We start from the raw sequence: 22290 nt of genomic DNA on the forward strand, positions 1-22290 counted from the left end.
GCCCCCGATTCGGGAAGGGGCGGGGTGGGGACAAAGCCCGCCGCAGGCGCCCCCGCCCGCCGCAGGCGCCCCCGCCCGCCGCAGGCGCCCCCGCCCGCCGCAGGCGCCCCCGCCCGCCGCAGGCGTCCCCGCCCGCCGGCGCGTCCCCGCCCGCCGGCGCGTCCCCGCCCGCCGGCGTGTCCCCGCCCGCCGGCGCGCGCCCGGACACGGGGGCAACGGGGCCCCGCCCCCGTTATCTTGATCCGCATGGGGACGTCCGTGACGCAACCGCTGCCCAACTCCCGCACCGAACCCGACGGTTCCGCCGTCATCCGCGTGCTCAGCTACAACATCCGCTCCCTGCGCGACGACGAGGACGCCCTCGCCCGCGTCATCCGCGTCTGCGCGCCCGACCTCGTCTTCGTCCAGGAAGCGCCGCGCTTCTTCCGCTGGCGCAAGCACGCCGCCCGTCTCGCCGCCAAGAGCGAGCTGGTGGTGCTGAGCGGAGGGGCCACCGCCGCGGGGCCGCTGCTGCTGTGCTCGCTGCGGGCGACCGTGGAGCACACGGAGGACGTACTGCTGCCGCTCACCCCCGGCCTGCACAGACGCGGCTTCGCGACCGCCGTCGTCCGGTTCGGCGCCGCGGCCCGCGTCGGCCTGATCAGCTGCCATCTGAGCCTGCGGACCGACGAGCGGTACGCGCAGGCGGGCATGCTGCTCGACCGGATCGCGGCGATGGACGTGCCGTACGCGATCGCCGCGGGCGACATCAACGAGCGGCCGGGCGGCCGCGGCTTCCGGCGGCTCGCGGCCGAGCTCCAGGACTGCTGGGCGGTCACCCCCTGGGGCGGCGAGTACACCTCGACGCCCACCGATCCGCACCAGCGGATCGACGCGGTCTTCGCGACACCCGGCATCGAGGTCCTCGGCTGCGGCGTGCCGGTCGGCCTGCCGGGGATCAGTGACGCGGACCTGAAGGCGGCCACGGACCACCTCCCGGTCCTGGCCGCCCTGCGGATCCCGCCCCGGACCTCCTAGACCACCGCGCCCCGCCCCGGATCGTCGTCGTCCTCGTCGTCACCGTGCGCCATGCGGGCCACCAGGGTGGCGAAGCCGCCGAGGAAGCCGCCGACGCCGAGCGTGGTGAGCCACCAGGTCATCTCCCACTGGAGGAGCACGGCGAGCAGCAGCAGCACCGGGCCGCCGATCACCGCCAGCCAGGCGAACTTCGCGGCCGTGTCCGCCTCCGGCAGCGGAGGCGGCTCCGGCGGTACGAAGTGGCCCTCGTCGCTCTCGTCGAAGTCGTCGTCGCTCGCCTCGGCGACCTCGTAGTCGCGCGGGCCGCCACCGCCCACGCCCGGCGCGAAGACGATCGAGCTGCCCAGCGGCTTCCGGGAAGAAGCCCCGGGGGGCTCCTCCTTGTCCGACGCGTCCGACCCGTCCGACTCGCCCGACACATCCGGGGCGTCGTCCGATGCGTCGTCCGAGCCGTCCTTCCCGCCCTTGCGCGACGCGTCGTTCACCGGCTTCTCCAGACCCGCGAGATCCTCCACCGACTTGAACGGCTTCGCCCCCGGAGGGTCGGCCGGCTCCTCGCCGTACGCCGCGACGATCGCCGCCCAGGCGGCCTCCTCGTCGATCGGCTGCGGCGTCCTTTCACGGTCCCGGTCCTGGTCCTGGTCCTGGTCCCGCTCCCGGTCCGCGTCGTGGTCCGCGTCGTGCTGCTCAGCCACCGGTCGTGCTCCCCTTCTTCCCGACACTCGGAGCGAGGCGGCCGATGAACGCGTAACTCTCCTCGAAAATCCGCTCCGCGTCGTGGTCCAACGTCGCCACGTGGTAGCTCTGTTCCAGCAGGATCTCCCGCACGTCCGTCGACGAGACGCGGCTGAGGATCCGGGCCGAGTCGGCCGGCGGGACCACGTGGTCCTGCGGGCTGTGCAGCAGCACCATCGGCTGGGTCACCTGGGGCAGCTCGCCGTCGACCAGCCGGAAGAACTGCCGCAGGGAGTGCGCGGCGTGCAGCGGGACCCGGTCGTAGCCGATCTCCACCGCGCCTTCCTTGGCGATGTCGCTCGCGATGCCGTTGGTCGACCGGACGAAGTGGCGGGCCACCGGAAGGGCGTACGCCGACAGGCCGTGCACCTTGTTCGCCGGGTTGACGACGACGATGCCGCTGATCGCGTCCCCGTGCTTGGCCGCCAGCCGGAGTGTCAGGGCGCCGCCCATGGAGAGCCCGAAGACGAACACCTGGGAGCAGCGCTCCCGCAGCGCCCGCAGCTCCCGGTCCACCTCCGCGTACCAGTCCTGCCAGCCGGTCAGCAGCATGTCCTGCCAGCGGGTGCCGTGTCCGGGCAGCAGCGGAAGCGACACGGTCAGGCCGCGCTCCGCCAGATACTCCGCCCAGGGGCGCAGCGACTGCGGGGAACCGGTGAATCCGTGACAGAGAAGGACACCGACCTCGCCACCCTCGTGGTGGTACGGCTCGGCTCCAGGGAGGACCGGCACCGGGGTCTCCTGTTCGTGAGAAAGGATCGAAAGGAAGGATCGAAGGCTCATAGCAGGTACTCGGAAGTAAGTCTCCCGGAAGTGCCTTCACCGTACGCGACCGGACTGACACCGACCAGGGCCGACGGCGCCTTGGCGGGACACCGGGAGAGGGAGCGCAGGCCCCGCACGGGTTAAGGTCATTGCGACGACACCAGGGAAGGCATTCGAGTTGATCTACGGCGCAATGAAGTTCTCCATCGGAGGGTCGCTGAAGCTCGCCTTCAGGCCCTGGGTGGAGGGCCTCGAGAACATCCCCGCCGAGGGGCCCGCGATCCTCGCGAGCAACCACCTGTCGTTCTCGGACTCGTTCTTCCTGCCCGCGGTCCTCGACCGCAAGGTCACCTTCATCGCCAAGGCCGAGTACTTCACCTCGCCGGGAGTGAAGGGCAAGCTCACGGCGGCCTTCTTCAAGGGGGTCGGCCAGCTCCCGGTGGACCGCTCCGGTGCGCGCGGCGCCGGTGAGGCGGCCATCAAGAGCGGCATCGAGGTCATCGAGCGCGGTGAGCTGTTCGGCATCTACCCCGAGGGCACCCGGTCACCCGACGGCCGCCTCTACCGGGGCAAGCCGGGCGGTCTGGCGCGCGTGGCGCTGGCGACGGGTGCGCCCGTGATCCCGGTCGCGATGATCGACACCGAGAAGATCCAGCCGCCCGGCAAGATCATCCCCAAGCTCATGCGCCCCGGCATCAAGATCGGCAAGCCGCTCGACTTCAGTCGCTACCACGGCATGGAGCACGACCGCTTCATCCTGCGCTCGGTGACCGACGAGGTCATGTACGAGATCATGAAGCTGTCCGGCCAGGAGTACGTGGACATCTACGCGACGGCGGCGAAGCGCCAGATCGCCGATGAGGCCAAGGCGGCCGAGAAGGCGCAGAAGGCCGGGGCGAAGGCCGAGAAGGCGGAGCGGAACGGCGTCCAGTAGCGTCGCTCGCCGCAACAGGGGTGCCGCGTCAAGGGCGCTGCATCAGGGGTGCCGCATCAGGGGTGCCGGACCAGGGGTGGGGAACACGGTGGGGGAACATGGCCAAGCGTGAACGTGTCGTGCGCATGTCGGTCGAACTGCCGCTGTGGCGTGCGCTGACCGCGTACCGAGCCCTCACCATGGTGTACGCGGTGCTGATCTTCGTCGCGGCGCGCGACGACTTCGAGCGCCCCTGGGTGGCCGTCGGCTACCTCGCCTTCCTCGCCGTCTGGACCCTCGCCACGCTCCCCAAGGTGGCGAACGCCGCCGCCTGTACCAGGCGGTTCCTCGTCGTGGACCTCACCGTCGCCCTCACCGGCATCATGCTCACGCCGCTCGCCGACGACCACGCCCAGCTGATGGACGGCCCGACCCTGCCGACGATATGGACGGCCGGTTCGGTCCTCGCGTACGCGATCAAGGGCGGCTGGCGCTGGGCCGGCTTCGCGTCCTCCCTGGTCGCCGTCGCCAACATCATCGAACGCGGCCAGCCCAGCCGGGACACCCTCCACAACGTCCTGCTGGTCTGGGTCGCCTCCATCGCCATCGGATACGTCGTCGAGGTAGCCCGCGCCTCCGAACGCACCCTGGCCCGCGCCCTGGAGATCGAGGCCGCGACCCGCGAGCGGGAGCGGCTGGCCCGCGACATCCACGACAGCGTGCTGCAGGTGCTGGCCATGGTCCAGCGGCGCGGCACCGCGATCGGCGGCGAGGCCGCGGAACTCGGCCGGATGGCCGGCGAGCAGGAGGTGGCCCTGCGCACCCTGGTCGCCGGTGGACTGGTGCCCGGCTCGCGGGTCTCCGAGGACGAGACGCAGGGCGCGATCGTCCGCATCGTCGAGGAGGCCGAGGAGCCCGACGACGACAGCCCGCGCGATCTGCGCACGCTCCTCGCGCCGCACGCCGGATCGCGGGTCACCCTGTCCGAACCGGGCGCTCCGGTGCTGCTGCCGAAGCCCACCGCCAAGGAACTCGCGGCCGCTGTCAGTGCCGCCCTGGACAATGTCCGCAGACACGCGGGGGACGACGCCCAGGCGTGGATCCTGGTCGAGGACTGGCCGGACGAGGTGATCGTGACGGTCCGGGACGACGGACCCGGTATCCCGGAGGGGCGGCTCGCCCAGGCCGAGGGGGAGGGGCGGCTCGGAGTCACGCTCTCGATCCGCGGCCGGCTGCGGGACATCGGGGGCACGGCCGAGCTGATCTCGGTACCGGGCCAGGGCACGGAAGTCGAACTGAAAGTCCCACGGGGGAAGGCAGGCAGCAGATGAGCGAGCAGCAGATCAAGGTGATGGTCGTCGACGACCACCCGATGTGGCGGGACGCCGTGGCGCGCGACCTGGCCGAGTCCGGCTTCGACGTGGTCGCCACGGCGGGCGACGGCGAGCAGGCGGTGCGGCGCGCCCTGGCCGCCGCCCCCGACGTGCTCGTCCTCGACCTCAACCTGCCCGCCAAGCCGGGAGTCCAGGTCTGCAAGGAGCTCGTGGGGTCGAACCCCGCCCTGCGGGTCCTCGTGCTCTCCGCGAGCGGCGAGCACGCCGACGTGCTGGAGGCGGTGAAGTCCGGCGCGACCGGCTATCTGCTGAAGTCGGCCAGTACGGAGGAGCTGATCGACGCGGTGCGCCGGACCGCCGTCGGCGACCCGGTGTTCACCCCGGGTCTGGCCGGCCTGGTCCTGGGGGAGTACCGCCGCCTGGCCACCGACCCCGTGCCGCCCGCCGGTTCGGACGAGCCGAAGGCGCCGCAGCTCACCGAGCGGGAGACGGAAGTGCTGCGGCTGGTCGCCAAGGGGCTCTCGTACAAGCAGATCGCCGAGCGTCTCGTCATCTCGCACCGCACCGTGCAGAACCACGTGCAGAACACCCTGGGCAAGCTCCAGTTGCACAACCGGGTCGAGCTCGTGCGCTACGCGATAGAGCGCGGCCTTGACGACGCCTGACCACTCTTCGGAGTGAATTACGGTTCGTCAGGAACGGCCTCCCCTACCGGAATTCACCTTTCGTACCGCCTTCGCCCCGTCCCGGAGTGACCTGGGTCACTACTAGCGTGGCTCTCGTGTGTCACCACTGACGGCACTGACGGCGAAGGGAACTTCCATGCGGGTCGGAGTACTGACCGGGGGCGGCGACTGCCCCGGCCTCAATGCGGTCATCCGCGGCATCGTCCGCAAGGGTGTCCAGAATTACGGGTACGAGTTCACCGGTTACCGGGACGGCTGGCGCGGGCCGCTGGAGGGCGACTCCGTCCCGCTGGACATCCCCGCGGTACGCGGCATCCTGCCGCGCGGCGGGACCATCCTCGGCTCCTCGCGCACCAACCCGTTCAAGCAGGAGGACGGTATCCGCCGGATCAAGGACAACCTCGCCAAGCACGAGGTGGAGGCCCTGATCGCGATCGGCGGCGAGGACACGCTCGGAGTCGCGGCCCGGCTCTCCGGCGAGTACGGCGTCAAGTGTGTGGGCGTCCCGAAGACCATCGACAACGATCTGTCCGCCACGGACTACACGTTCGGTTTCGACACGGCCGTCGGCATCGCGACGGAGGCCATCGACCGGCTGCACACGACGGCCGAATCACACATGCGGGTCCTCGTCGTCGAGGTGATGGGCCGTCACGCCGGCTGGATCGCCCTCCACTCGGGCCTGGCGGGCGGCGCGAACGTCATCCTCATCCCTGAGCAGCGCTTCGACGTCGATCAGGTCTGCGCCTGGGTCACCTCCCGCTTCCGGGCCTCGTACGCGCCGATCGTCGTGGTCGCGGAGGGCGCCATGCCCAAGGACGGCGACATGGTCCTCAAGGACGGCACGCTCGACTCCTTCGGGCACGTGCGGCTCTCGGGCGTCGGCGAGTGGCTGGCCAAGGAGATCGAGAAGCGCACGGGCAAGGAGGCCAGGACGACGGTCCTCGGCCACGTCCAGCGCGGCGGCACACCGAGCGCGTTCGACCGGTGGCTCGCCACGCGCTTCGGCCTGCACGCGATCGACGCGGTGCGGGACGGGGACTACGGGAAGATGGTGGCGCTGCGCGGCACGGACATCGTGCGCGTACCGATCGCCGAGGCGACCGCGAAACTGAAGACGGTGAACCCGGCGCTGTACGAGGAGGCCGGCGTCTTCTTCGGCTGAGCCCTGGCCACGGGTGGGGGCCCCTGCGGCGGGCTTCTCTCCCCGCCCCGCCCCTTCCCGATAACTGGGGCTCCGCCCCCGAACCCCCGCGCCTCAAACGCCGGCGAGGCTGGGTTATGGGGGTCTGGGGGCGAAGCCCCCGATCCTTCAGCCCCGCCGGCGATTGAGGCGCGGAGCCTGGGGAGCCCCAGTTCGGGAAGGGGCGGGTAGGGGAACAAGCCCGCCGCAGGCGCCCCCGCCCCCCCACCCGCCCCGCCCCGGCCCGCTAGGCCGAAGGGGTTCGCACCACCGACGTGAGGAGCGAGCGCACGACCTCGGGCCCGCGCAGCGTCAGCACCGACTCCGGGTGGAACTGGATGCCCGCGAAACCGCGCCCCCGCAACGCGTGCACCTCGTCCGTCGCCGAGTCGCGGCTCACCTCGATCCCCCGCCCGGCCAGCTCCACCGCCGCCCCCTCGTCGCACACCGCCGTGAAGCTGTTGTAGAAGCCCACGGTCTCCTCCTCCCCGAACAGATCGATCCGCACCTGGGCGCCCTGGAAGGGCGTCCGCTTGCGGACGATCCCCAGGCCCAGCTCCGCGGCGATCAGCTCATGGCCGAGGCAGACCCCGAGCAGCCCGCCCCGGCGCCCGGACCCGTCGGAGGCGCCGCGCACCAGTTCCGCCGTCAGCGCGCGCAGGAAGCGCATCTTCGGGTCGGTGGCGTCCGACGGGTCGCCGGGCCCCGGGCCCAGCACCACGGGCCCCCGGTGGGCGAGCGCCGCCTCCCGCACCCCGGGCTCGTCGTAGCGGCGGACGGTCACGTCCAGACCGGCGCCGCGCAGCAGGTGGGCGAGCATCGCGGTGAAGGTGTCCTCGCCGTCCACCACCAGGGCCTGCCCGGTGACCCGTTCCGGCCGGGACTGCATCCTCAGCCAGAACGGCGCGAGATCCGCCCGCCGGGCGTCGAGGGCCGCCCGCACCCGGGGATCGGCGGCCAGCCGGGGCTCCCGGCCGGACTCCTCGTGCGGGCGCCCGGGACGTACCCCCAGCGCGGTCAGCACCCCCGCCGCCTTGGCGTGCGTCTCGGCGACCTCGGACAGCGGGTCCGAATGGCGGACGAGGGTCGCCCCGACCGGGACGCGTACACGACCGTTCGCCGAGATGTCGGCGGTGCGGATCAGGATCGGCGAGTCCAGGCTCTGCGCCCCGCCCGCGTCCCGCCCGATCAGCGCCAGCGCGCCCGCGTAATAGCCCCGGCCCCCTTCCTCGTACCGCTCGATCACCCGGCACGCGTTCTGCACCGGCGACCCGGTGACCGTCGCCGCGAACATGGTCTCGCGCAGCACCTCGCGCACATCGAGCGGTGAGCGGCCCCGGAGCTCGTACTCCGTGTGCGCCAGGTGAGCCATCTCCTTGAGCCGCGGGCCGACCACCACCCCGCCCGTGGGGGCGACGGTGCACATCATTTTCAGTTCCTCGTCGACGACCATGGAGAGCTCGTCCGTCTCCTTGCGGTCGCCGAGGAAGGCCAGCAGGTCCTCGGGCGACGGCCCGCCCGCCGGATAGCGGTACGTGCCGCTGATCGGGTTCATGACGACCGTTCCGCCCGACATCCGGACATGCACCTCGGGGCTCGCGCCGACCAGGGTGCGTTCCGCAGTGTGGACGACGAACGTCCAGTACGCGCCGCGCTCACCCGCCAGCAGCCGCCGGAACAGGGCGAGGGCGTCGGCGCGGCCGAAGCCGGGGATCTCCCCCGTGTACGTGCGCCGGATGACGAAGTTCGCGCCCTCGCCGCGCCCGATCTCGTCCTCGACGACCCGCCGGACCGTCTGCGCGTACTCCTCGTCGGCGATGTCGAACCCGCCGTCCTCGACCCGTACGTCATGGCGGGGCAGCCGGTCGAGCGCCTCGGCCAGCGGCAGCTCGTACGACTCGTCGGCGACCAGCACGGCGAGCGGCGTGCCGTCGTCCCGTACGTCGAACCCCCGCTCCCTGATCTGCCGGAACGGCACGAGGGCGAGCGAGGGCAGGTCCCCGACCGGGATGTCGGCGAGCCGCTCGGCCTCGTGGACGCGGCCGATCAGCACCTCGACGGTGTCGTGGCCACGGCCGGGGGTGCGCCTGCGCAGCACGGCGAAGGGCGGGCAGTCGGCGTCGAGCAGCCGGTCGAGGACGCTGGGGATATCAGAGACGCCGGGGGTACCGGGCAGGTGCATGGTGATCGGTGTTCCTTCCGTAGCGGAGAGGAACGGCCCGCGAGCATGAGAAAGGCCGCCCCTCGGGCGGCCTTCGCGATCTTCAGTGCGCGCGATCGGTCAGTGGGCCGCCGGATGAGCGGTCCACCACCAGTTCTGGGTCGTCTGCGCGAACATGCCGGGAACCCTACAACACGGAGCGGCGACGTTTCCCGTAACCCGCGTCTCACTTTCTGGTCCAGGCCTCGGACTACGCGAATCACCCCGTAATGTTGTCGAGGTGACCGTGAACGCTAAGACCACCGCAAGCGGTGGCAACACCTGGCGAAACCTGCCCGCGGCGCAGCAGCCCGAGTACCCGGATGCCGAGGCTCTGCGCGATGTGATCGCGGACCTCGAATCGTATCCGCCGCTCGTCTTCGCGGGCGAGTGCGACCAGCTGCGCGCCCGGATGGGAGCCGTCGCCAAGGGCGAGGCGTTCCTGCTCCAGGGCGGCGACTGCGCCGAGGCCTTCGACGCCGTGTCCGCCGACCACATCCGTAACAAGCTCAAGACCCTGCTCCAGATGGGCGCGGTCCTGACCTACGCGGCCTCGGTGCCGGTGGTGAAGGTCGGCCGGATCGCCGGCCAGTACTCGAAGCCGCGCTCCAAGCCGACCGAGACCCGCGACGGCGTGACGCTCCCGACCTACCGGGGCGACTCCGTCAACGGCTTCGACTTCACCGAAGAGGCCCGTATCCCGGACCCCGAGCGCCTCAAGCGGATGTACAACGCCTCCGCCTCCACGCTCAACCTGGTGCGCGCCTTCACCACCGGTGGCTACGCCGACCTGCGCCAGGTGCACGCCTGGAACCAGGACTTCGTGAAGTCGTCCCCGTCGGGCCAGCGCTACGAGCAGCTCGCGCGCGAGATCGACAACGCGCTGAACTTCATGAAGGCCTGTGGCACCGACCCGGCGGAGTTCCGCACGGTCGAGTTCTTCGCCTCCCACGAGGCGCTGCTGCTGGACTACGAGGGCGCGCTGACCCGCGTCGACTCCCGTTCCGGGCAGCTGTACGACACGTCGGGCCACATGGTCTGGATCGGTGAGCGCACCCGCCAGCTGGACGGCGCGCACATCGAGTTCGCGTCGAAGATCCGTAACCCCATCGGCATCAAGCTCGGCCCGACGACCACGGTCGACGAGGCGCTGACCTACATCGACCGGCTCGACCCGGACCGCGAGCCCGGCCGGCTGACCTTCATCGTCCGCATGGGCGCCGACAAGGTCCGCGACAAGCTCCCGGAGCTGGTCGAGAAGGTCACCGCCTCCGGTGCGGTCGTCGCCTGGGTGACCGACCCGATGCACGGCAACACGTTCGAGGCCGCCTCGGGTCACAAGACCCGGCGCTTCGACGACGTGCTCGACGAGGTCAAGGGCTTCTTCGAGGTCCACAAGGGCCTGGGCACCCACCCGGGCGGTATCCACGTCGAGCTCACCGGTGACGATGTCACCGAGTGCGTGGGCGGCGGCGACGAGATCTTCGTCGACGACCTGCACCAGCGCTACGAGACGGCCTGCGACCCGCGGCTGAACCGCAGCCAGTCGCTGGACCTGGCCTTCCTGGTCGCGGAGATGTACCGCGACCAGTGATCTCCTGAGATCACCAGAGGTACGACGGTGGGGCACGGATCGATGTGATCCGTGCCCCACCGGCATATCCGGGCTTTTGCGTCCCCCGAGCGGCGGGTAAGGTTAGGTTAGCCTCACCGATTAATCGGGACGGGCAACAGCAATCGATCCCGCCGGGAGGTGAACCGCGTGTACGTCTGCTCATGCTTCGGAATCACGGAGAAGCAGGTCAAGGAGCATGCGGAGGCGGGCGCCTGCACCCCCCGTCAGATCGCCTCGGTCTCCAAGGCCGGAACCGACTGCGGATCGTGCGTGCGCCGTATCCAGGGGATCCTCGGCCGGGGCGCGTGCCCCCGCCGTGAACTGCTCGACCAGGGCGTGGACGTCCTCGCGGTGGCCCCGGACTCCACCGCCGACCCGGCCTCCTCCGGCTCCGAGCCCGCGCTCAGCGAAGCGGCCTAGCGCGGCGAAGCGGCCTGCGAGCCGGCTGCTGACCGCCGCTGCCGACTGCTGACAGCTGCTGCCGACCGCCGACGGGCAGACTCGTCGGCTAGCCCTCCGGCTGCTCGATCAGCTGCGCGATGTAGAGCGCCTCACCGAGCTTCTCGACCAGCTCCAGCTGTGTGTCGAGATAGTCGATGTGGTGCTCCTCGTCCGCCAGGATCGACTCGAAGATGTTCGCGGACGTGATGTCGCCCTTGCTGCGCATGACCTCGATCCCGCGCTTCAGCCGGTCGATCGCCTCGACCTCGACCTGCCGGTCGGCCTGGAACATCTCGGTGACCGTCTGCCCGATCCGGACGTGGAACAGCCGCTGGTAGTTGGGGAGTCCTTCCAGGAAGAGGATCCGGTCTGTCAGGACTTCCGCGTGCTTCATCTCGTCGAACGACTCGGCCCGGGTGTACTTCGCGAGCTTCGTCCAGCCGAAGTTCTCCTGCATCTTCGCGTGCAGGAAGTACTGGTTGATCGCGGTCAATTCGGCGGTCAGCTGCTCATTGAGGAATTCGATGACCTCGGGGTCGCCCTGCATCGCAGAGGCTCCTTCCGCACGTATGACTGGGCAGATGGGCGCATCCTCGCACCGTGATCGGAGGTCGTCCAGTAAGTGCATGCTTAGTAGGAGTTGCCCGAATCGGCCCATGTCTGGTCATAGCCTGGTCATGACCACCCCTCCCGGTCTGTCACCATTGAAGGCATGGGTCAGCCGGAGAGCCGGGAACATCGCGAGTCAGAGCAGTCCGAGCTTCCTCCGGGGCAGCGGCTGCAGCGTGGCTGGCCCGTCACCCACTACGGGCCCGTCCCCAGGTTCAAGCCGGACCGCTGGGAGTTCCGCGTCTTCGGGGCCACGGCCGACGGCGACAAGCACTGCTGGAACCATGAGGAGTTCTCCGCCCTGCCCTACGCCACCGTCGTGGCCGATCTGCACTGCGTGACGAAATTCAGCATGCTGGGGGCCGAATGGGGGGGTGTGCCCGCCCGGACCGTCGTCGAACTCGCACCGCCGGCGCCGAACGTCACGCACGTCATGGTCTGGGCCGAGTACGGCTTCAGTGCCAATCTGCGGCTCTCCGACTTCATGTCCGAGCGCACTATCTTCGCCACCCACAAGGACGGTGAGCTGCTCACCGCCGAGCACGGCTTCCCGCTGCGGCTGGTCGTACCGCACCTGTACGCCTGGAAGGGCCCGAAGTGGGTGCGCGGTGTGGAGTACATGACCGCCGACCGCCGGGGCTTCTGGGAGGAGCGCGGCTATCACAACGTGGGCGACCCCTGGCGCGAGCAGCGGTACTCGTACCAGGAGGAGCCGGGCGACGGCCCCGAGCTGTAGCTGCTGTGCCGCTGTAGCCGTGCCCGGGACCGCCGTCAGTGGTGGTACTGGTGCACCACCGCGTGCCCCTTGCCGCGGCCGATCAGCCACTTGTTGACCGGAGTGGTGACCAGGAAGGCGACGAGGAAGGCGAAGGCCAGGGCGCCCCAGAAGAGGGCGTCGGAGAGGTGTGCGTCCATCGCGCCGGGCACCAGGAGCAGAACGCCGTTGTCGACGACTTCCATGACGAAGATGGAGATGGTGTCGGCGGCGAGGGCGACGCCGATGGCCGCCTTGAGGGGCAGCCCCGCGCGCAGGATCGGCGAAAGGGTCAGCGAGTAGCCGAAGAGGAACGCCAGGGCGATGGCGAGGGCCATCGTCGCGAAGGTGCCCCAGCCCAGCGCGGTGCCGATGATCATGCCGAGCACTTCGCCGATGGCGCATCCGGTGAGGCAGTGGAGGGTGGCCTTGGCGGCCATCGGCCAGCTGGCTCCGCCACCGGCGTGGTGCGCGTGATGGTGCGCGTGGCCGTGCTGGGTGTGGTCGTGGTCGCCGCCACCGTGGTCGTGCTGCGCGTGCTGGGCGTGGTCACCATGGTCGCCGTGACCGTGCTGCGTGTGCTCATGCTGGGCGTGGTCACCGTGGTCGTGCTGCGCGTGGTCGGCTTGACCGTGCTGCGCGTGCTCGTGCTGCGCGTGGTTGTGGTCACCGTGGTCGTGCTGCGCGTGCTCTGTGTGCTGCATTGAGAAGACCCCCATAGCGAGGTAGCGGTTCCTGCCGTCCCGTCGACAGCAGAACCGTATACCCCCTAGGGGTATTCCTCAATGGGGATTCATCATCCGAGATCCCTCACCGGAGCTTCTTCAGCAGCGCCACATCGGCCGCGTACGCCTCCTGGGGTCCCGGAGTCTCGATGATCAGCGGTACGCCCTCGGTCGCCGGGTGGGCCATCAGTGCCCGGAACGGCTCTTCGCCTATGTGACCCGCGCCGATGTTCGCGTGCCGGTCCTTGTGCGCCCCCACCACGTCCTTGGAGTCATTGGCGTGGATCAGCTTGAGCCGGCCCTCGCCGACCGTTTCCACCAGCAGGTCGAGGGTCTTCGCCACGCCGCCCGGCTCCGCCAGATCGTGCCCGGCCGCGAAGATGTGGCAGGTGTCCAGGCAGATGCCCAGCTTGGGATGGGCCTCCAGGGCCTCGAAGTACGGGCCGAAGTCCCAGGCCTGGGAGCAGAGCGAGAAGCCCTGCCCGGCGGTGGACTCCAGCAGCAGGTACGGGTCGTCGTCGTGCGTCAGCTCGTCCAGCAGCGGCAGCACCAGCTCGCGCACCTGCGCGAGCGCCACGTCGCGCGAGCGCCCCCCGGTCGCCGAACCGGTGTGCACGACCACGCCCAGCGCGCCGATCTCCCGCCCCCGCCGCAGCGAGTGGCGCATCGATTCCACGGACTTCTCGGCCGTCGCCTCGTTGTGCGAGCCGAAGTTGATCAGGTACGGGGCATGGACGTACGCCGGTATCCCCTCGGCCCCGCACCGCTCGCGGAACTGTTCGTCCTGCGCCGGGTTACCGGCCGGCGTCGCCCAGCCGCGCGGATTGGCGACGAAGACCTGGACGGTCTCCGCGCCGATCTCGCGGGCGTACGTAAGACCGGTCCTGGCGAGGCCGCCGGCCACCGGGACATGGGCGCCGACTGGGTTGCGCATCTGAATCTAGAGTCCCTTGGTCTTGATGGTGATCGTGCTGCCTTCGGGGGCCTGCTCGCCGGCGGCGACCGACTGGCTCTCGACGGTGTCGCCGAGGAAGGGGAAGCCGCGGTCGACATCGACCTTGAAGCCCGCCTTCTCCAGCTCGCGCGTCGCGTCGTCCACGTTGTCGCCGACGACGTCGGGAACGTCGATCATCCGCGGGCCCTTGGAGACGGTGAGGGTGACGGTGTCGCCCGCGGCGGCCTGTCCGCCGTGCGCGGGGGACTGCCTGGCGACGGCGCCGGCCGGCTCGGGGGAGTGGACCTGCTCGTCGGCCACCCTCACCTTCAGCCCGGCCTCCTGGAGCGTGCTCGTGGCGTCCTCGACGGACTCGCCCGTCACCTCCGGTACGTCGATCGGGGTGCCCTTGCTGACGACGAGCGCGATCGCGGAGTCGGGGCGGCGATCGCTCCCGGCCGCCGGGTCCGAGCGGATGACGGTGCCCTGCGCGAACTCCTCGCTGAACGCCTTCGTGATCACGCCAGTGGCCAGTCCGGCCTCACGCAGCTCGCTCTTCGCCTCGGCGAGCGTCCTGCCGCGGAGCGTGGGCACCTTGACGATCTCCGGGCCACGGGAGATGACCAGGGTGACGGAGCCGTTGTCGCGGATGCGCCGGCCCGGGTCCGGGTCGATGTCCATGACCGTGCCGCGCTTGTAGGTGTCGCTGAAGCCCTTCTTCGTCTGCTCGACCTCGAGCCCGGCGTCGGTGAGGCGCTTCTTCGCCGCGGCTTCGGTGCGGCCGAGGACGGAGGGCACCTGGGTGAACTGTCCGGAGTTGATGTACCAGACGCCCGCGCCCACGCCGATGAGCAGCAGTACGGCGACGACGGCGGCGAGGACACCACGCCGGGGCACGCTTGTCCGGCGCGCCGGGGGCTCTGCCGGGAGCGGCATCTCCAGCCGGCTGGTGTGGGAGGGGAGGGGGAGGGCCCGGGGGATCACGCTCGTGGGGTCCTCGGCGCCGTGCTGCCCCGAGGACTGGCCCTCGGCCTGGTCCGAGCCCTTGTCCGGGTCCTTGTCCGGGGCCTGGTCCGCGGTGCGGGTACGGGCCTGCGGCGGTACGGCGTCGAGCTGGTCGTCGCTCAGCGCGGCGCGCGCCTCGCGGGTCTGCGCGAGCAGCGCAACGGCGTCGTACGGGCGCACCTCCGGATCACGGGCGGTCGCGCTCGCCACCAGCGCGTCCAGCTCCGGCGCCAGGCCTGGCACGGCGGCCGAGGGGGCGGGCATGTCCTCGTTGAGGTGCCGGTAGAGGATCGCGGCGGGGGTGTCGCCCGTGTGCGGCTTGGCGCCGGTCAGCATCTCGTACAGCACGACACCGCAGGCGTAGACGTCGGCGCGGGTGTCGGCGGAGCCGGACTCGATCTGCTCCGGCGCGAGGTAGGACACGGTTCCCAGGACCGACCCCGTGGTGTTCGTCACCGAGCCCACGGCCCGAACGAGACCGAAGTCGGCGACCTTGACCCGGCCGTCGTCCCCGATCAGCACGTTCTCCGGCTTCATGTCCCGGTGCACGAACCCGGCCCGGTGCGCCGCCCCGAGCGCGGCGAGCACCGGCTCCAGGATGTCGAGCGCGGCCCGGGGCTGGAGCGCGCCGCGCTCGCGCAGGACGTCGCGCAGGGTGCATCCGGCGACGTACTCCATCGCGAGATAGACGTACGCGCCCTCCGCGCCCTGGTCGTACACCCCCACCACGTTCGGGTGGGAGAGCCGTGCCACGGACTTCGCCTCCCGGATGAACCGCTCCACGAACGAGGCGTCCGTGGCGAGCGCCGGGTGCATCACCTTGAGGGCGAGCACCCGGTCGAGCCGGGTGTCCACGGCCCGGTAGACCGTGGCCATCCCGCCGACGGCGACGCGCGCCTCGACGCGGTAGCGGCCGTCGAGCAGCTGCCCGACGAGGGGGTCGTGAAGGGTCGTATCCACGCAGGCGAGTCTACGAGCCACGCGTCCCTCCCCTGACGCCTCGGTCCCGACCGGCTGCTTTTCCCGGCAGCCCGGGGCCGGTGGGCGCCTGCGGCGGGCTTCGTCCCCTACCCGCCGCTTCCCGAACCGGGGCTCCGCCCCAGCCCCCGTTGCGGGGGCTCCGCCCCCGAACCCCCGCTCCTCAATCTCCCCCTACGCCCTAGCGGGCGTGGGGGGACCCCCAGCGGGGCTCAGAATGAGCCCGTCCGGCGATTGAGGACACGGCCGAAGGCCGTACGGGGGGCTGGGGGCTTGCCCCCAGCCACGCGGCGAAGCCGCAAGTCGACACTGCGGGAAGGGGCGGGTAGGAGAAAGAGGCCCGCCGCAGGCGCCCCCTCGGCCGGGGAGCACCTGAGGGGCCGGCCCTCAGAACGCCGGGCGTTCCGGGTCCAGGGTCGCGCGGCCCTCCGTCGGGGACGAGGCCTCCGCGAAGTGGCGGCGCGGGATCCGGCCCGCCCGGCTCGCGAGCCGCCCCGCCTCCACCGCGTGGCGCATCGCCTCCGCCATGAGCACCGGCTCCTGCGCCCGCGTCACCGCCGACGCGAGCATCACCGCGTCGCATCCCAGCTCCATCGCCAGCGCCACGTCCGACGCCGTCCCGGCCCCCGCGTCCAGGACCACCGGCACGCCCGCCTGCTCGGCGATGAGCTGGAAGTTGTGCGGATTGCGGATCCCGAGGCCGGAACCGATCGGCGAGCCCAGCGGCATGATCGCGGCGCAGCCGACGTCCTCCAGCTTGCGCGCGAGCACGGGGTCGTCGTTCGTGTACGGCAGCACGGTGAAGCCGTCGTCGACGAGGACCTCCGCCGCGTCGAGCAGCTCGATCGCGTCGGGCAGCAGCGTGCGCTCGTCCGCGACCACCTCCAGCTTGATCCAGTGCGTCCCGAGCGCCTCGCGCGCGAGCCGCGCGGTCAGCACCGCCTCGCCCGCAGTGAAGCAGCCCGCCGTGTTCGGCAGCACCTGGATGCCCAGGCGCTGGAGCACGGACAGCACCGACCCCTGCACGGTCGGATCCAGCCGCCGCATCGCCACCGTCGTCAGCTCCGTGCCGCTCGCGATCAGCGAGCGTTCGAGGACGTCGAGACTGGGCGCTCCGCCCGTACCCATGATCAGCCGGGACGAGAACTCGATCCCGCCCAGCATGAAACGGTCATCGGCCATAGCTCTGATCAGCCTCCCTGCACCGCGGTGAGCACCTCGACCCGGTCGCCCTCGACGAGCCGTGTGGCGGACCATTCGCCGCGCGGGACGACGGTCTCGTTCACGGCCGCCGCGACCCCGGACGGCGCGGCCGTCAGCGTCGCGACCAGCGCGTCCAGCGTCGTACAGGCCGCGATGTCCCGCGGCTCTCCGTTCACCGTCACGGAGACGGTCATGAACACGGTCATACGGACAACTCCTGACGTGTAGGAGAAAAGCGGCGGGGGGTGAAGGGGTGTGCCACCTCGGGCAGCTCGCCGGTGACCAGCGCGTGCGCCATCACATCGCCCGTCACCGGAGTGAGCAGTACGCCGTTGCGGTAGTGCCCGGTGGCCAGCAGCAGACCGGGCAGCCGCGTCGGCCCCAGCAGTGGCGCGTTGTCGGGCGACCCGGGCCGCAGCCCCGCCCGGGTCTCGGTGAGCGGCAGCTCGGTGATGCCCGGTACCAGCTCATGGGCGTCGCGCAGCAGCTCGTACACGCCGCCCGCCGTGACCGTCGTGTCCCAGCCGAGCTCCTCGCTCGTCGCGCCCACGACCAGCTCGCCGTTCTCGCGCGGTACGAGATAGACATGGCTGCCGCGCACCACAGCCCGTACGGTCCGTGACAGGAACGGCGCGTACGCCCGCGGCACCGTCAGCCGCAGCACCTGCCCCTTGACCGGCCGCACCGGCGGCAGCACCTCTTCCGGTACGCCCGCGAGCGTGCCGCTCAGCGACCCCGCGGCCAGCACCACCTGGTCGGCGGTCAGCTCCAGGCCGTCGTCGAGTACGGCCCCGGTCGCCCGGTCCCGTATCACCGACAACCGGTCCACCCGGCGGCGGTGGAACACCACCCCGGCCCGCTCGCACGCCACGACCAGCGCGCTCGCCAGCCGCCGCGGATCGATCTGGTGGTCGCCGTCGACCCGCAGCCCGCCGCGCACGCCCGGCGCCAGCATCGGCTCCAGGCGGCGGCACTCGCGGCCGGTGAGCCACTCCGAGTCCAGTCCCGAGCGGCGCTGCAGCTCGTGCAGCTCGCGCAGATGCGCGCGGTCGTCCGCGTCCAGGGCGACGGCGAGCGTGCCGCACGCCCGGTATCCGGTCTCCTGGCCGCTCACCTCCTCCAGCTCCGCCACGAAGTCCGGATAGCGCCGCGCGGAGGCCAGATTGAGGCCGAGCAGTGTCTCCTCGCCGTAGTGGAGCTCGGTGACGGCGGCGAGCATGCCCGCCGCGACCTGCGCGGCCCCGCCCCCCGGCTCGGGGTCGGCGAGCGCGACACCCAGTCCGCGCTGTGCCGCCCGCCAGGCGGTGACCAAACCGATGATGCCCCCGCCGATGACGAGGACGTCCGAGGTCGTACGTGATGCCGTACGGGATGTCGTACGTGAATGCATGGGCGTCCAGCCCCTCCCTTCGCCGGCATGACCCGGATCAGGTTCGTACGGTCGGAGGCCGCGTCAGCCTCCCTCTCAGCCCGGTGCGTCCGGGCTCCCGCGAGTAGCAGTACGGCCGCCAGCCTAGCTCTCGTGCCCGGCGCGGAGTAAGGGTGCCCGGACCGCGCCCCTCCCGGCTCCCTCCCGGCTTCCGTCCGGCGTACTTCCTGACGCATCGTCAGCTGGATAGGCTGGTCCGGTGAGCGAGCAGACGCAGACAGCGCAGCGCCGAGTCGTCATCGTCGGGGCCGGCATGGCCGGCGTACAGACCGCCGTGGCCCTGCGCGAAGAGGGCTTCACCGGCACCATCACCCTGATCGGCGCCGAGCCGCACCAGCCGTACGACCGGCCCCCGCTGTCCAAGGCGGTGCTGCTGGGCAAGGCCGAGGGCTCCGCCTTCGACGTCGACTTCGAGGCGATCGAGGTCGACCTCCAGCTGGGCCGCGAGGTCGGCGGCCTGCGGCCGGCGGACCATGAGCTCGACACCCCGGACGGGCCCGTCCCGTACGACGTGCTGGTCATCGCCACCGGCGCGGAACCGGTCACCCTGCCGGGCACCGAAGGTGTCCCCGGCGTCCATCTGCTGCGCACGCTCGACGACGCGGAACGCCTCCGTCCGGTACTGGAGCGGCAGCACGACATCGTGGTCGTCGGCGCCGGCTGGATCGGCGCCGAGTTCGCCACCGCCGCCCGCGAGGCGGGCTGCGCCGTCACCGTCGTCGAGGCCGCCGGACGCCCGCTCGCGGGCGCGCTGCCCGCGGAGGTCGCGGCCCCGATGGCCCAGTGGTACGCGGAGAGCGGTGCGCGGCTCCTCACGAACGCGCGCGTCGCGGGCGTCGAACCCGGCGCGGTCGTGCTCGAGGACGGCCGGAGGCTGACCGCCGGTGCCGTCGTCGTGGGCATCGGCGCCCGCCCCGCGACCCGCTGGCTCGCGGGCTCCGGCATCGCGCTGGCCGACGACGGGGCGATCGTCGCGGACGAGCGGCTGCGCACCTCGCTGCCCGATGTGTACGCCGTCGGGGACTGCGCCTCCTTCCCGTCCCGGCGCTACGGCGAACGGCTCCTCGTCCACCACTGGGACAACGCCCTCCAGGGCCCGCGCACGGTCGCCGCCGACATCATCGCCGCCGCCGTCCCGGACGCGGTGCCGCGGACGTACGACCCGGTGCCGTACTTCTGGTCCGAGCAGTTCGGCCGCTTCGTGCAGTACGCGGGCCATCACGGGGGCGCCGGGACACTCGTATGGCGGGGCGCCCCGGACGACGCGGCCTGGTCGGTGGTGTGGCTGCGGGACGGGGTGCTGGTCGCCGTGCTGGCGGTCGGCAGGCCCAGGGACCTGACCCAGGGGCGCAAACTCATCGAGACCGGAGCACGGCTCGATCCGCTGCGTGCGGCGGACCCCGGCGTCCCTCTGAAGGCGGCAGCTCTGTAGGCCCGGCTACCCACTGTCAGTCCGGGATGGCACGCTTGTCCCGTGACCGAGATTGACGCAAAGATCGATGCTCTCGTCCCCGCCTGGCTCCACCTGCCGGACATCGCGGAAATGCTCGATGTCGAGGTGACGCGCGTGCGCCAGATGGTCAAGGAGGGCCAGCTGATCGCCGTGCGCCGCGGTGAGAACCGGACGCTTCAGGTGCCGGCCGCCTTCATCAAGGACGGCAAGGTGGTCAAGGGTCTCTTCGGGACCCTGACGCTCCTGAGGGACGACGGCTTCACCGACGAAGAGATGCTGGAGTGGCTCTTCACGGCGGACCCGACCCTGCCGGGTACCCCCGCGGATGCCCTCAGCGAGAATCGCGGCACGGAGGTGAAGCGCCGGGCCCAGGCGCTCGCCGTCTGACGCACCACCCCACGCCCGGCGCATCCCCGCGTCAGGCGTGACCACGACACCACTGGACGCGGTGTACGGAGCCGTCGCATGTGCATGCGGCTGCGTACACCGCCCAACCGGCCCACCCAGGGGGAGCACCTCATGTCCACGGTTCGCACGCGCCTGTCCGACGCCCGGCTGTACCTGTGCACGGACGCGCGCAAGCGCCAGGGGGACCTCCCCGCGTTCCTGGACGCCGTTCTCGCCTCGGGCGTGGACATCGTGCAGCTGCGCGACAAGGGCATGGAGGCCGGTGAGGAGCTGGAGCACCTCGCGGTCTTCGCGGACGCCTGCCGCCGCCACGGAAAGCTGCTCGCGGTCAACGACCGGGCCGACGTCGCCCATGCCATCGGTTCGCACGTGCTGCACCTGGGACAGGGCGACCTGCCCGTCCCCGCCGCGCGGGCGATCCTCGGCGAGGACGTGCTCATCGGGCGCTCCACGCACTCGGAGGCCGAGGCCGCCGCGGCGGCCGCCGAGGCCGGTGTGGACTACTACTGCACCGGTCCCTGCTGGCCCACGCCCACCAAGCCGGGGCGCCACGCCCCGGGCCTGGACCTCGTGCGCTACGCGGCCGCGCTGCCGCAGGACCGCCCCTGGTTCGCGATCGGCGGCATCGACGCGGGCAATCTCGACGAGGTGCTGGCCGCGGGCGCGCGCCGCGTCGTCGTCGTCCGGGCGATCACCGAGGCCGCCGATCCGGCCGCGGCGACGGCGGACCTCGCGAAGCGGATCCGGGCGTACGACGCGTAGCCGCATCCGGACGTACGGCGCGGACCCGGCGTACGGCACGGATCCGGCGTACGGCGCATGGACGGATCCGGGCGTACGGCGCGGATCCGGACGAGGGGCCAAGACGACGGATCGGGCCGAATGCCAATATTGGGTGTCCGATAGGTGGACGCCGGTTGGGCGGCCCGGAGGCCCTGGCTAACCTGCGACTATGGCCCTCGGCACTGCTTCCACCAGATCGGATCGCGCACGCACCGTGCGCGAGCTGCTCGCTACCGGCAAGGCGTCCTACTCCTTCGAGTTCTGGGCGCCCAAGACCGAGAAGGGCGAGCGGAATCTCTGGAACGCGCTGCGCCGGGTCGAGGCGGTGCGTCCGAACTTCGTCTCCGTGACGTACGGCGCGGGCGGCTCCACCCGCGAGGGCACGGTCAGGGCCACCGAGCGGATCGCCGCCGACACCACCCTCACGCCCGTCGCGCACCTCACGGCGGTGGACCACTCCATCGCCGAGCTGCGCAACATGATCGGCCAGTTCGCCGACGCGGGGATCAGGAACATCCTGGCGCTGCGCGGAGACCCGCCCGGCGACCCGATGGGCGAGTGGATCGAGCACCCGGAGGGCGTGCGCTACGCCGCCGACCTGGTCCGGCTGATCAAGGACTCGGGTGACTTCTGTGTCGGCGTCGCGGCCTTCCCCGAGATGCACCCCCGCTCGGCCGACTGGGACTCGGACATCCGGCACTTCGTGGACAAGTGCCGGGCGGGCGCGGACTACGCGATCACCCAGATGTTCTTCCATCCGGAGGACTATCTGCGGCTGCGCGACCGGGTCGAGGCGGCCGGCTGCGACACCCCGATCATCCCCGAGATCATGCCCGTCACCAGCGTGAAGCAGATCGAGCGCTTCAGTCAGCTCAGCAACGCGTCCTTCCCTTCCGCCCTGGAAGACCGGATCCGCGCGGTCGCCGACGACCCGGCCGCTGTACGCTCCATTGGCATCGAGTTCGCGACGGAGTTCTGCGCACGGCTGCTCTCCGAGGGTGTCCCCGGATTGCACTTCATTACGCTCAACAACTCCACCGCAACGCTCGAGATCTACGAGAATCTCGGACTGCACGAGCAGTCGTAACCCGGTCGCATCGCCATCTCCCTGGCGGCGGTG

General features: G+C 71.3%; 24 protein-coding genes and 1 riboswitch. Of the genes, 13 read left to right on the forward strand and 11 right to left on the reverse strand.

Going from position 1 to position 22290, the window contains the following annotated elements; all coding sequences use genetic code 11:
• The first annotated feature begins 246 nt into the window (after window positions 1-246).
• On the forward strand, window positions 247-1017 hold the full coding sequence (locus tag ABT342_RS11080; protein ID WP_351570367.1) for an endonuclease/exonuclease/phosphatase family protein: 771 nt from the start codon (window positions 247-249) through the stop codon (window positions 1015-1017).
• Here ABT342_RS11080 and ABT342_RS11085 read toward each other — a convergent pair.
• Window positions 1014-1712, reverse strand: coding sequence for a hypothetical protein (locus ABT342_RS11085; protein WP_351570370.1), 699 nt, complete (start codon window positions 1710-1712; stop codon window positions 1014-1016). The two genes, ABT342_RS11080 and ABT342_RS11085, sit on opposite strands and share 4 nt — an antisense overlap.
• Window positions 1705-2484 (reverse strand): alpha/beta hydrolase, encoded by a 780-nt coding sequence (locus tag ABT342_RS11090; protein WP_351570373.1) that lies wholly within the window; start codon window positions 2482-2484, stop codon window positions 1705-1707. Before ABT342_RS11090 ends, ABT342_RS11085 begins: the two co-directional genes overlap by 8 nt.
• Before the next feature lie 226 nt (window positions 2485-2710).
• On the opposite strand from ABT342_RS11090, the gene ABT342_RS11095 reads away from it, so the two are divergent.
• The 4 genes from ABT342_RS11095 (at window position 2711) to ABT342_RS11110 (ending at window position 6615) form a co-directional block, all read left to right on the forward strand.
• A complete protein-coding gene (locus ABT342_RS11095) occupies window positions 2711-3451 on the forward strand; it encodes a lysophospholipid acyltransferase family protein (RefSeq protein ID WP_351570980.1) in 741 nt (246 codons plus the stop codon).
• A 98-nt stretch (window positions 3452-3549) separates the two neighbouring features.
• A complete protein-coding gene (gene macS / locus ABT342_RS11100; RefSeq protein WP_351570376.1) occupies window positions 3550-4761 on the forward strand; it encodes a MacS family sensor histidine kinase in 1212 nt (403 codons plus the stop codon).
• The gene (locus ABT342_RS11105) at window positions 4758-5429 is read left to right on the forward strand and encodes a response regulator (RefSeq protein WP_351570379.1); all 672 of its coding nucleotides are present in this window, start codon (window positions 4758-4760) and stop codon (window positions 5427-5429) included. Before macS ends, ABT342_RS11105 begins: the two co-directional genes overlap by 4 nt.
• Before the next feature lie 157 nt (window positions 5430-5586).
• The gene (locus ABT342_RS11110) at window positions 5587-6615 is read left to right on the forward strand and encodes a 6-phosphofructokinase (protein WP_351570382.1); all 1029 of its coding nucleotides are present in this window, start codon (window positions 5587-5589) and stop codon (window positions 6613-6615) included.
• Window positions 6616-6880: 265 nt separating this feature from the next.
• Here ABT342_RS11110 and ABT342_RS11115 read toward each other — a convergent pair whose 3' ends face one another.
• Together ABT342_RS11115 and ABT342_RS11120 are read right to left on the reverse strand one after the other, a co-directional pair.
• A complete protein-coding gene (locus tag ABT342_RS11115; RefSeq protein WP_351570386.1) occupies window positions 6881-8815 on the reverse strand; it encodes an anthranilate synthase family protein in 1935 nt (644 codons plus the stop codon).
• A 99-nt stretch (window positions 8816-8914) separates the two neighbouring features.
• Window positions 8915-8971 carry a trp operon leader peptide gene (locus ABT342_RS11120; RefSeq protein WP_078513512.1) on the reverse strand — a complete coding sequence of 19 codons (57 nt, stop codon included), beginning with the start codon at window positions 8969-8971 and terminating at the stop codon, window positions 8915-8917.
• A gap of 109 nt (window positions 8972-9080) precedes the next feature.
• Here ABT342_RS11120 and ABT342_RS11125 point away from each other — a divergent pair, with 109 nt between their 5' ends.
• Both ABT342_RS11125 and ABT342_RS11130 read left to right on the forward strand, forming a co-directional pair.
• Window positions 9081-10427, forward strand: a complete 1347-nt coding sequence (locus ABT342_RS11125; protein WP_351570983.1) for a class II 3-deoxy-7-phosphoheptulonate synthase — start codon at window positions 9081-9083, stop codon at window positions 10425-10427.
• 159 nt (window positions 10428-10586) lie between these two features.
• Window positions 10587-10868 carry a (2Fe-2S)-binding protein gene (locus ABT342_RS11130; RefSeq protein ID WP_351570389.1) on the forward strand — a complete coding sequence of 94 codons (282 nt, stop codon included), beginning with the start codon at window positions 10587-10589 and terminating at the stop codon, window positions 10866-10868.
• Between the two features lie 88 nt (window positions 10869-10956).
• On the opposite strand, the gene bfr is transcribed toward ABT342_RS11130, so the two are convergent.
• On the reverse strand, window positions 10957-11436 hold the full coding sequence (gene bfr, locus ABT342_RS11135; RefSeq protein WP_351570392.1) for a bacterioferritin: 480 nt from the start codon (window positions 11434-11436) through the stop codon (window positions 10957-10959).
• 165 nt (window positions 11437-11601) lie between these two features.
• Between bfr and ABT342_RS11140 the strand changes: the two genes are divergently transcribed.
• Window positions 11602-12234 (forward strand): sulfite oxidase-like oxidoreductase, encoded by a 633-nt coding sequence (locus ABT342_RS11140; protein WP_351570395.1) that lies wholly within the window; start codon window positions 11602-11604, stop codon window positions 12232-12234.
• 35 nt (window positions 12235-12269) lie between these two features.
• Here ABT342_RS11140 and ABT342_RS38210 read toward each other — a convergent pair whose 3' ends face one another.
• The gene (locus ABT342_RS38210) at window positions 12270-12692 is read right to left on the reverse strand and encodes a DUF4396 domain-containing protein (RefSeq protein ID WP_502965509.1); all 423 of its coding nucleotides are present in this window, start codon (window positions 12690-12692) and stop codon (window positions 12270-12272) included.
• Window positions 12693-12716: 24 nt separating this feature from the next.
• Here ABT342_RS38210 and ABT342_RS38215 point away from each other — a divergent pair, with 24 nt between their 5' ends.
• Complete coding sequence (locus ABT342_RS38215) at window positions 12717-12959, forward strand: hypothetical protein (protein WP_502965510.1); 243 nt, start codon at window positions 12717-12719, stop codon at window positions 12957-12959.
• 103 nt (window positions 12960-13062) lie between these two features.
• Here ABT342_RS38215 and ABT342_RS11150 read toward each other — a convergent pair whose 3' ends face one another.
• The 5 genes from ABT342_RS11150 to thiO form a co-directional block, all read right to left on the reverse strand.
• A complete protein-coding gene (locus tag ABT342_RS11150; RefSeq protein ID WP_351570401.1) occupies window positions 13063-13911 on the reverse strand; it encodes a deoxyribonuclease IV in 849 nt (282 codons plus the stop codon).
• Window positions 13912-13917: 6 nt separating this feature from the next.
• Window positions 13918-15876 carry a Stk1 family PASTA domain-containing Ser/Thr kinase gene (gene pknB / locus ABT342_RS11155; protein WP_351570403.1) on the reverse strand — a complete coding sequence of 653 codons (1959 nt, stop codon included), beginning with the start codon at window positions 15874-15876 and terminating at the stop codon, window positions 13918-13920.
• 405 nt (window positions 15877-16281) lie between these two features.
• Window positions 16282-17076, reverse strand: a complete 795-nt coding sequence (locus ABT342_RS11160; RefSeq protein WP_351570405.1) for a thiazole synthase — start codon at window positions 17074-17076, stop codon at window positions 16282-16284.
• Window positions 17077-17084: 8 nt separating this feature from the next.
• Entirely contained in the window at window positions 17085-17303 is a 219-nt protein-coding gene (gene thiS / locus ABT342_RS11165) for a sulfur carrier protein ThiS (RefSeq protein ID WP_351570408.1), read from the reverse strand.
• Window positions 17300-18487 carry a glycine oxidase ThiO gene (gene thiO, locus ABT342_RS11170; protein ID WP_351570411.1) on the reverse strand — a complete coding sequence of 396 codons (1188 nt, stop codon included), beginning with the start codon at window positions 18485-18487 and terminating at the stop codon, window positions 17300-17302. The genes thiS and thiO overlap by 4 nt, the downstream gene beginning before the upstream one ends.
• Window positions 18485-18598: riboswitch (TPP riboswitch) on the reverse strand. It overlaps the preceding gene by 3 nt.
• 127 nt (window positions 18599-18725) lie before the next feature.
• Here thiO and ABT342_RS11175 point away from each other — a divergent pair.
• The 4 genes from ABT342_RS11175 (at window position 18726) to metF (ending at window position 22257) form a co-directional block, all read left to right on the forward strand.
• Window positions 18726-19958 carry an NAD(P)/FAD-dependent oxidoreductase gene (locus ABT342_RS11175; RefSeq protein WP_351570414.1) on the forward strand — a complete coding sequence of 411 codons (1233 nt, stop codon included), beginning with the start codon at window positions 18726-18728 and terminating at the stop codon, window positions 19956-19958.
• A 42-nt stretch (window positions 19959-20000) separates the two neighbouring features.
• Window positions 20001-20366: an Rv2175c family DNA-binding protein gene (locus ABT342_RS11180; protein ID WP_351570416.1), complete on the forward strand. Its 366-nt coding sequence runs from the start codon at window positions 20001-20003 to the stop codon at window positions 20364-20366.
• Between the two features lie 132 nt (window positions 20367-20498).
• Window positions 20499-21149: a thiamine phosphate synthase gene (gene thiE, locus ABT342_RS11185; protein WP_351570419.1), complete on the forward strand. Its 651-nt coding sequence runs from the start codon at window positions 20499-20501 to the stop codon at window positions 21147-21149.
• A 190-nt stretch (window positions 21150-21339) separates the two neighbouring features.
• On the forward strand, window positions 21340-22257 hold the full coding sequence (metF, locus tag ABT342_RS11190) for a methylenetetrahydrofolate reductase [NAD(P)H] (protein ID WP_351570421.1): 918 nt from the start codon (window positions 21340-21342) through the stop codon (window positions 22255-22257).
• Window positions 22258-22290 lie beyond the last annotated feature (33 nt).

Origin of the sequence: Streptomyces sp. NPDC000410 (genome assembly GCF_040300305.1) — a bacterium.
Classification (GTDB): domain Bacteria; phylum Actinomycetota; class Actinomycetes; order Streptomycetales; family Streptomycetaceae; genus Streptomyces.

Bases quoted from the DNA above. Each gene is read 5' to 3' on its own strand.
- ABT342_RS11080 (WP_351570367.1), top strand. From the start codon at position 247: ATGGGGACGTCCGTGACGCAACCGCTGCCCAACTCCCGCACCGAACCC.
- ABT342_RS11095 (WP_351570980.1), top strand. From the start codon at position 2,711: ATGAAGTTCTCCATCGGAGGGTCGCTGAAGCTCGCCTTCAGGCCCTGG.
- macS (WP_351570376.1), top strand. From the start codon at position 3,550: ATGGCCAAGCGTGAACGTGTCGTGCGCATGTCGGTCGAACTGCCGCTG.
- ABT342_RS11105 (WP_351570379.1), top strand. From the start codon at position 4,758: ATGAGCGAGCAGCAGATCAAGGTGATGGTCGTCGACGACCACCCGATG.
- ABT342_RS11110 (WP_351570382.1), top strand. From the start codon at position 5,587: ATGCGGGTCGGAGTACTGACCGGGGGCGGCGACTGCCCCGGCCTCAAT.
- ABT342_RS11115 (WP_351570386.1), bottom strand. From the start codon at position 8,815: ATGCACCTGCCCGGTACCCCCGGCGTCTCTGATATCCCCAGCGTCCTC.
- bfr (WP_351570392.1), bottom strand. From the start codon at position 11,436: ATGCAGGGCGACCCCGAGGTCATCGAATTCCTCAATGAGCAGCTGACC.
- ABT342_RS11140 (WP_351570395.1), top strand. From the start codon at position 11,602: ATGGGTCAGCCGGAGAGCCGGGAACATCGCGAGTCAGAGCAGTCCGAG.
- ABT342_RS38210 (WP_502965509.1), bottom strand. From the start codon at position 12,692: ATGGCCGCCAAGGCCACCCTCCACTGCCTCACCGGATGCGCCATCGGC.
- ABT342_RS11150 (WP_351570401.1), bottom strand. From the start codon at position 13,911: ATGCGCAACCCAGTCGGCGCCCATGTCCCGGTGGCCGGCGGCCTCGCC.
- ABT342_RS11160 (WP_351570405.1), bottom strand. From the start codon at position 17,076: ATGGCCGATGACCGTTTCATGCTGGGCGGGATCGAGTTCTCGTCCCGG.
- thiS (WP_351570408.1), bottom strand. From the start codon at position 17,303: ATGACCGTGTTCATGACCGTCTCCGTGACGGTGAACGGAGAGCCGCGG.
- thiO (WP_351570411.1), bottom strand. From the start codon at position 18,487: ATGCATTCACGTACGACATCCCGTACGGCATCACGTACGACCTCGGAC.
- thiE (WP_351570419.1), top strand. From the start codon at position 20,499: ATGTCCACGGTTCGCACGCGCCTGTCCGACGCCCGGCTGTACCTGTGC.
- metF (WP_351570421.1), top strand. From the start codon at position 21,340: ATGGCCCTCGGCACTGCTTCCACCAGATCGGATCGCGCACGCACCGTG.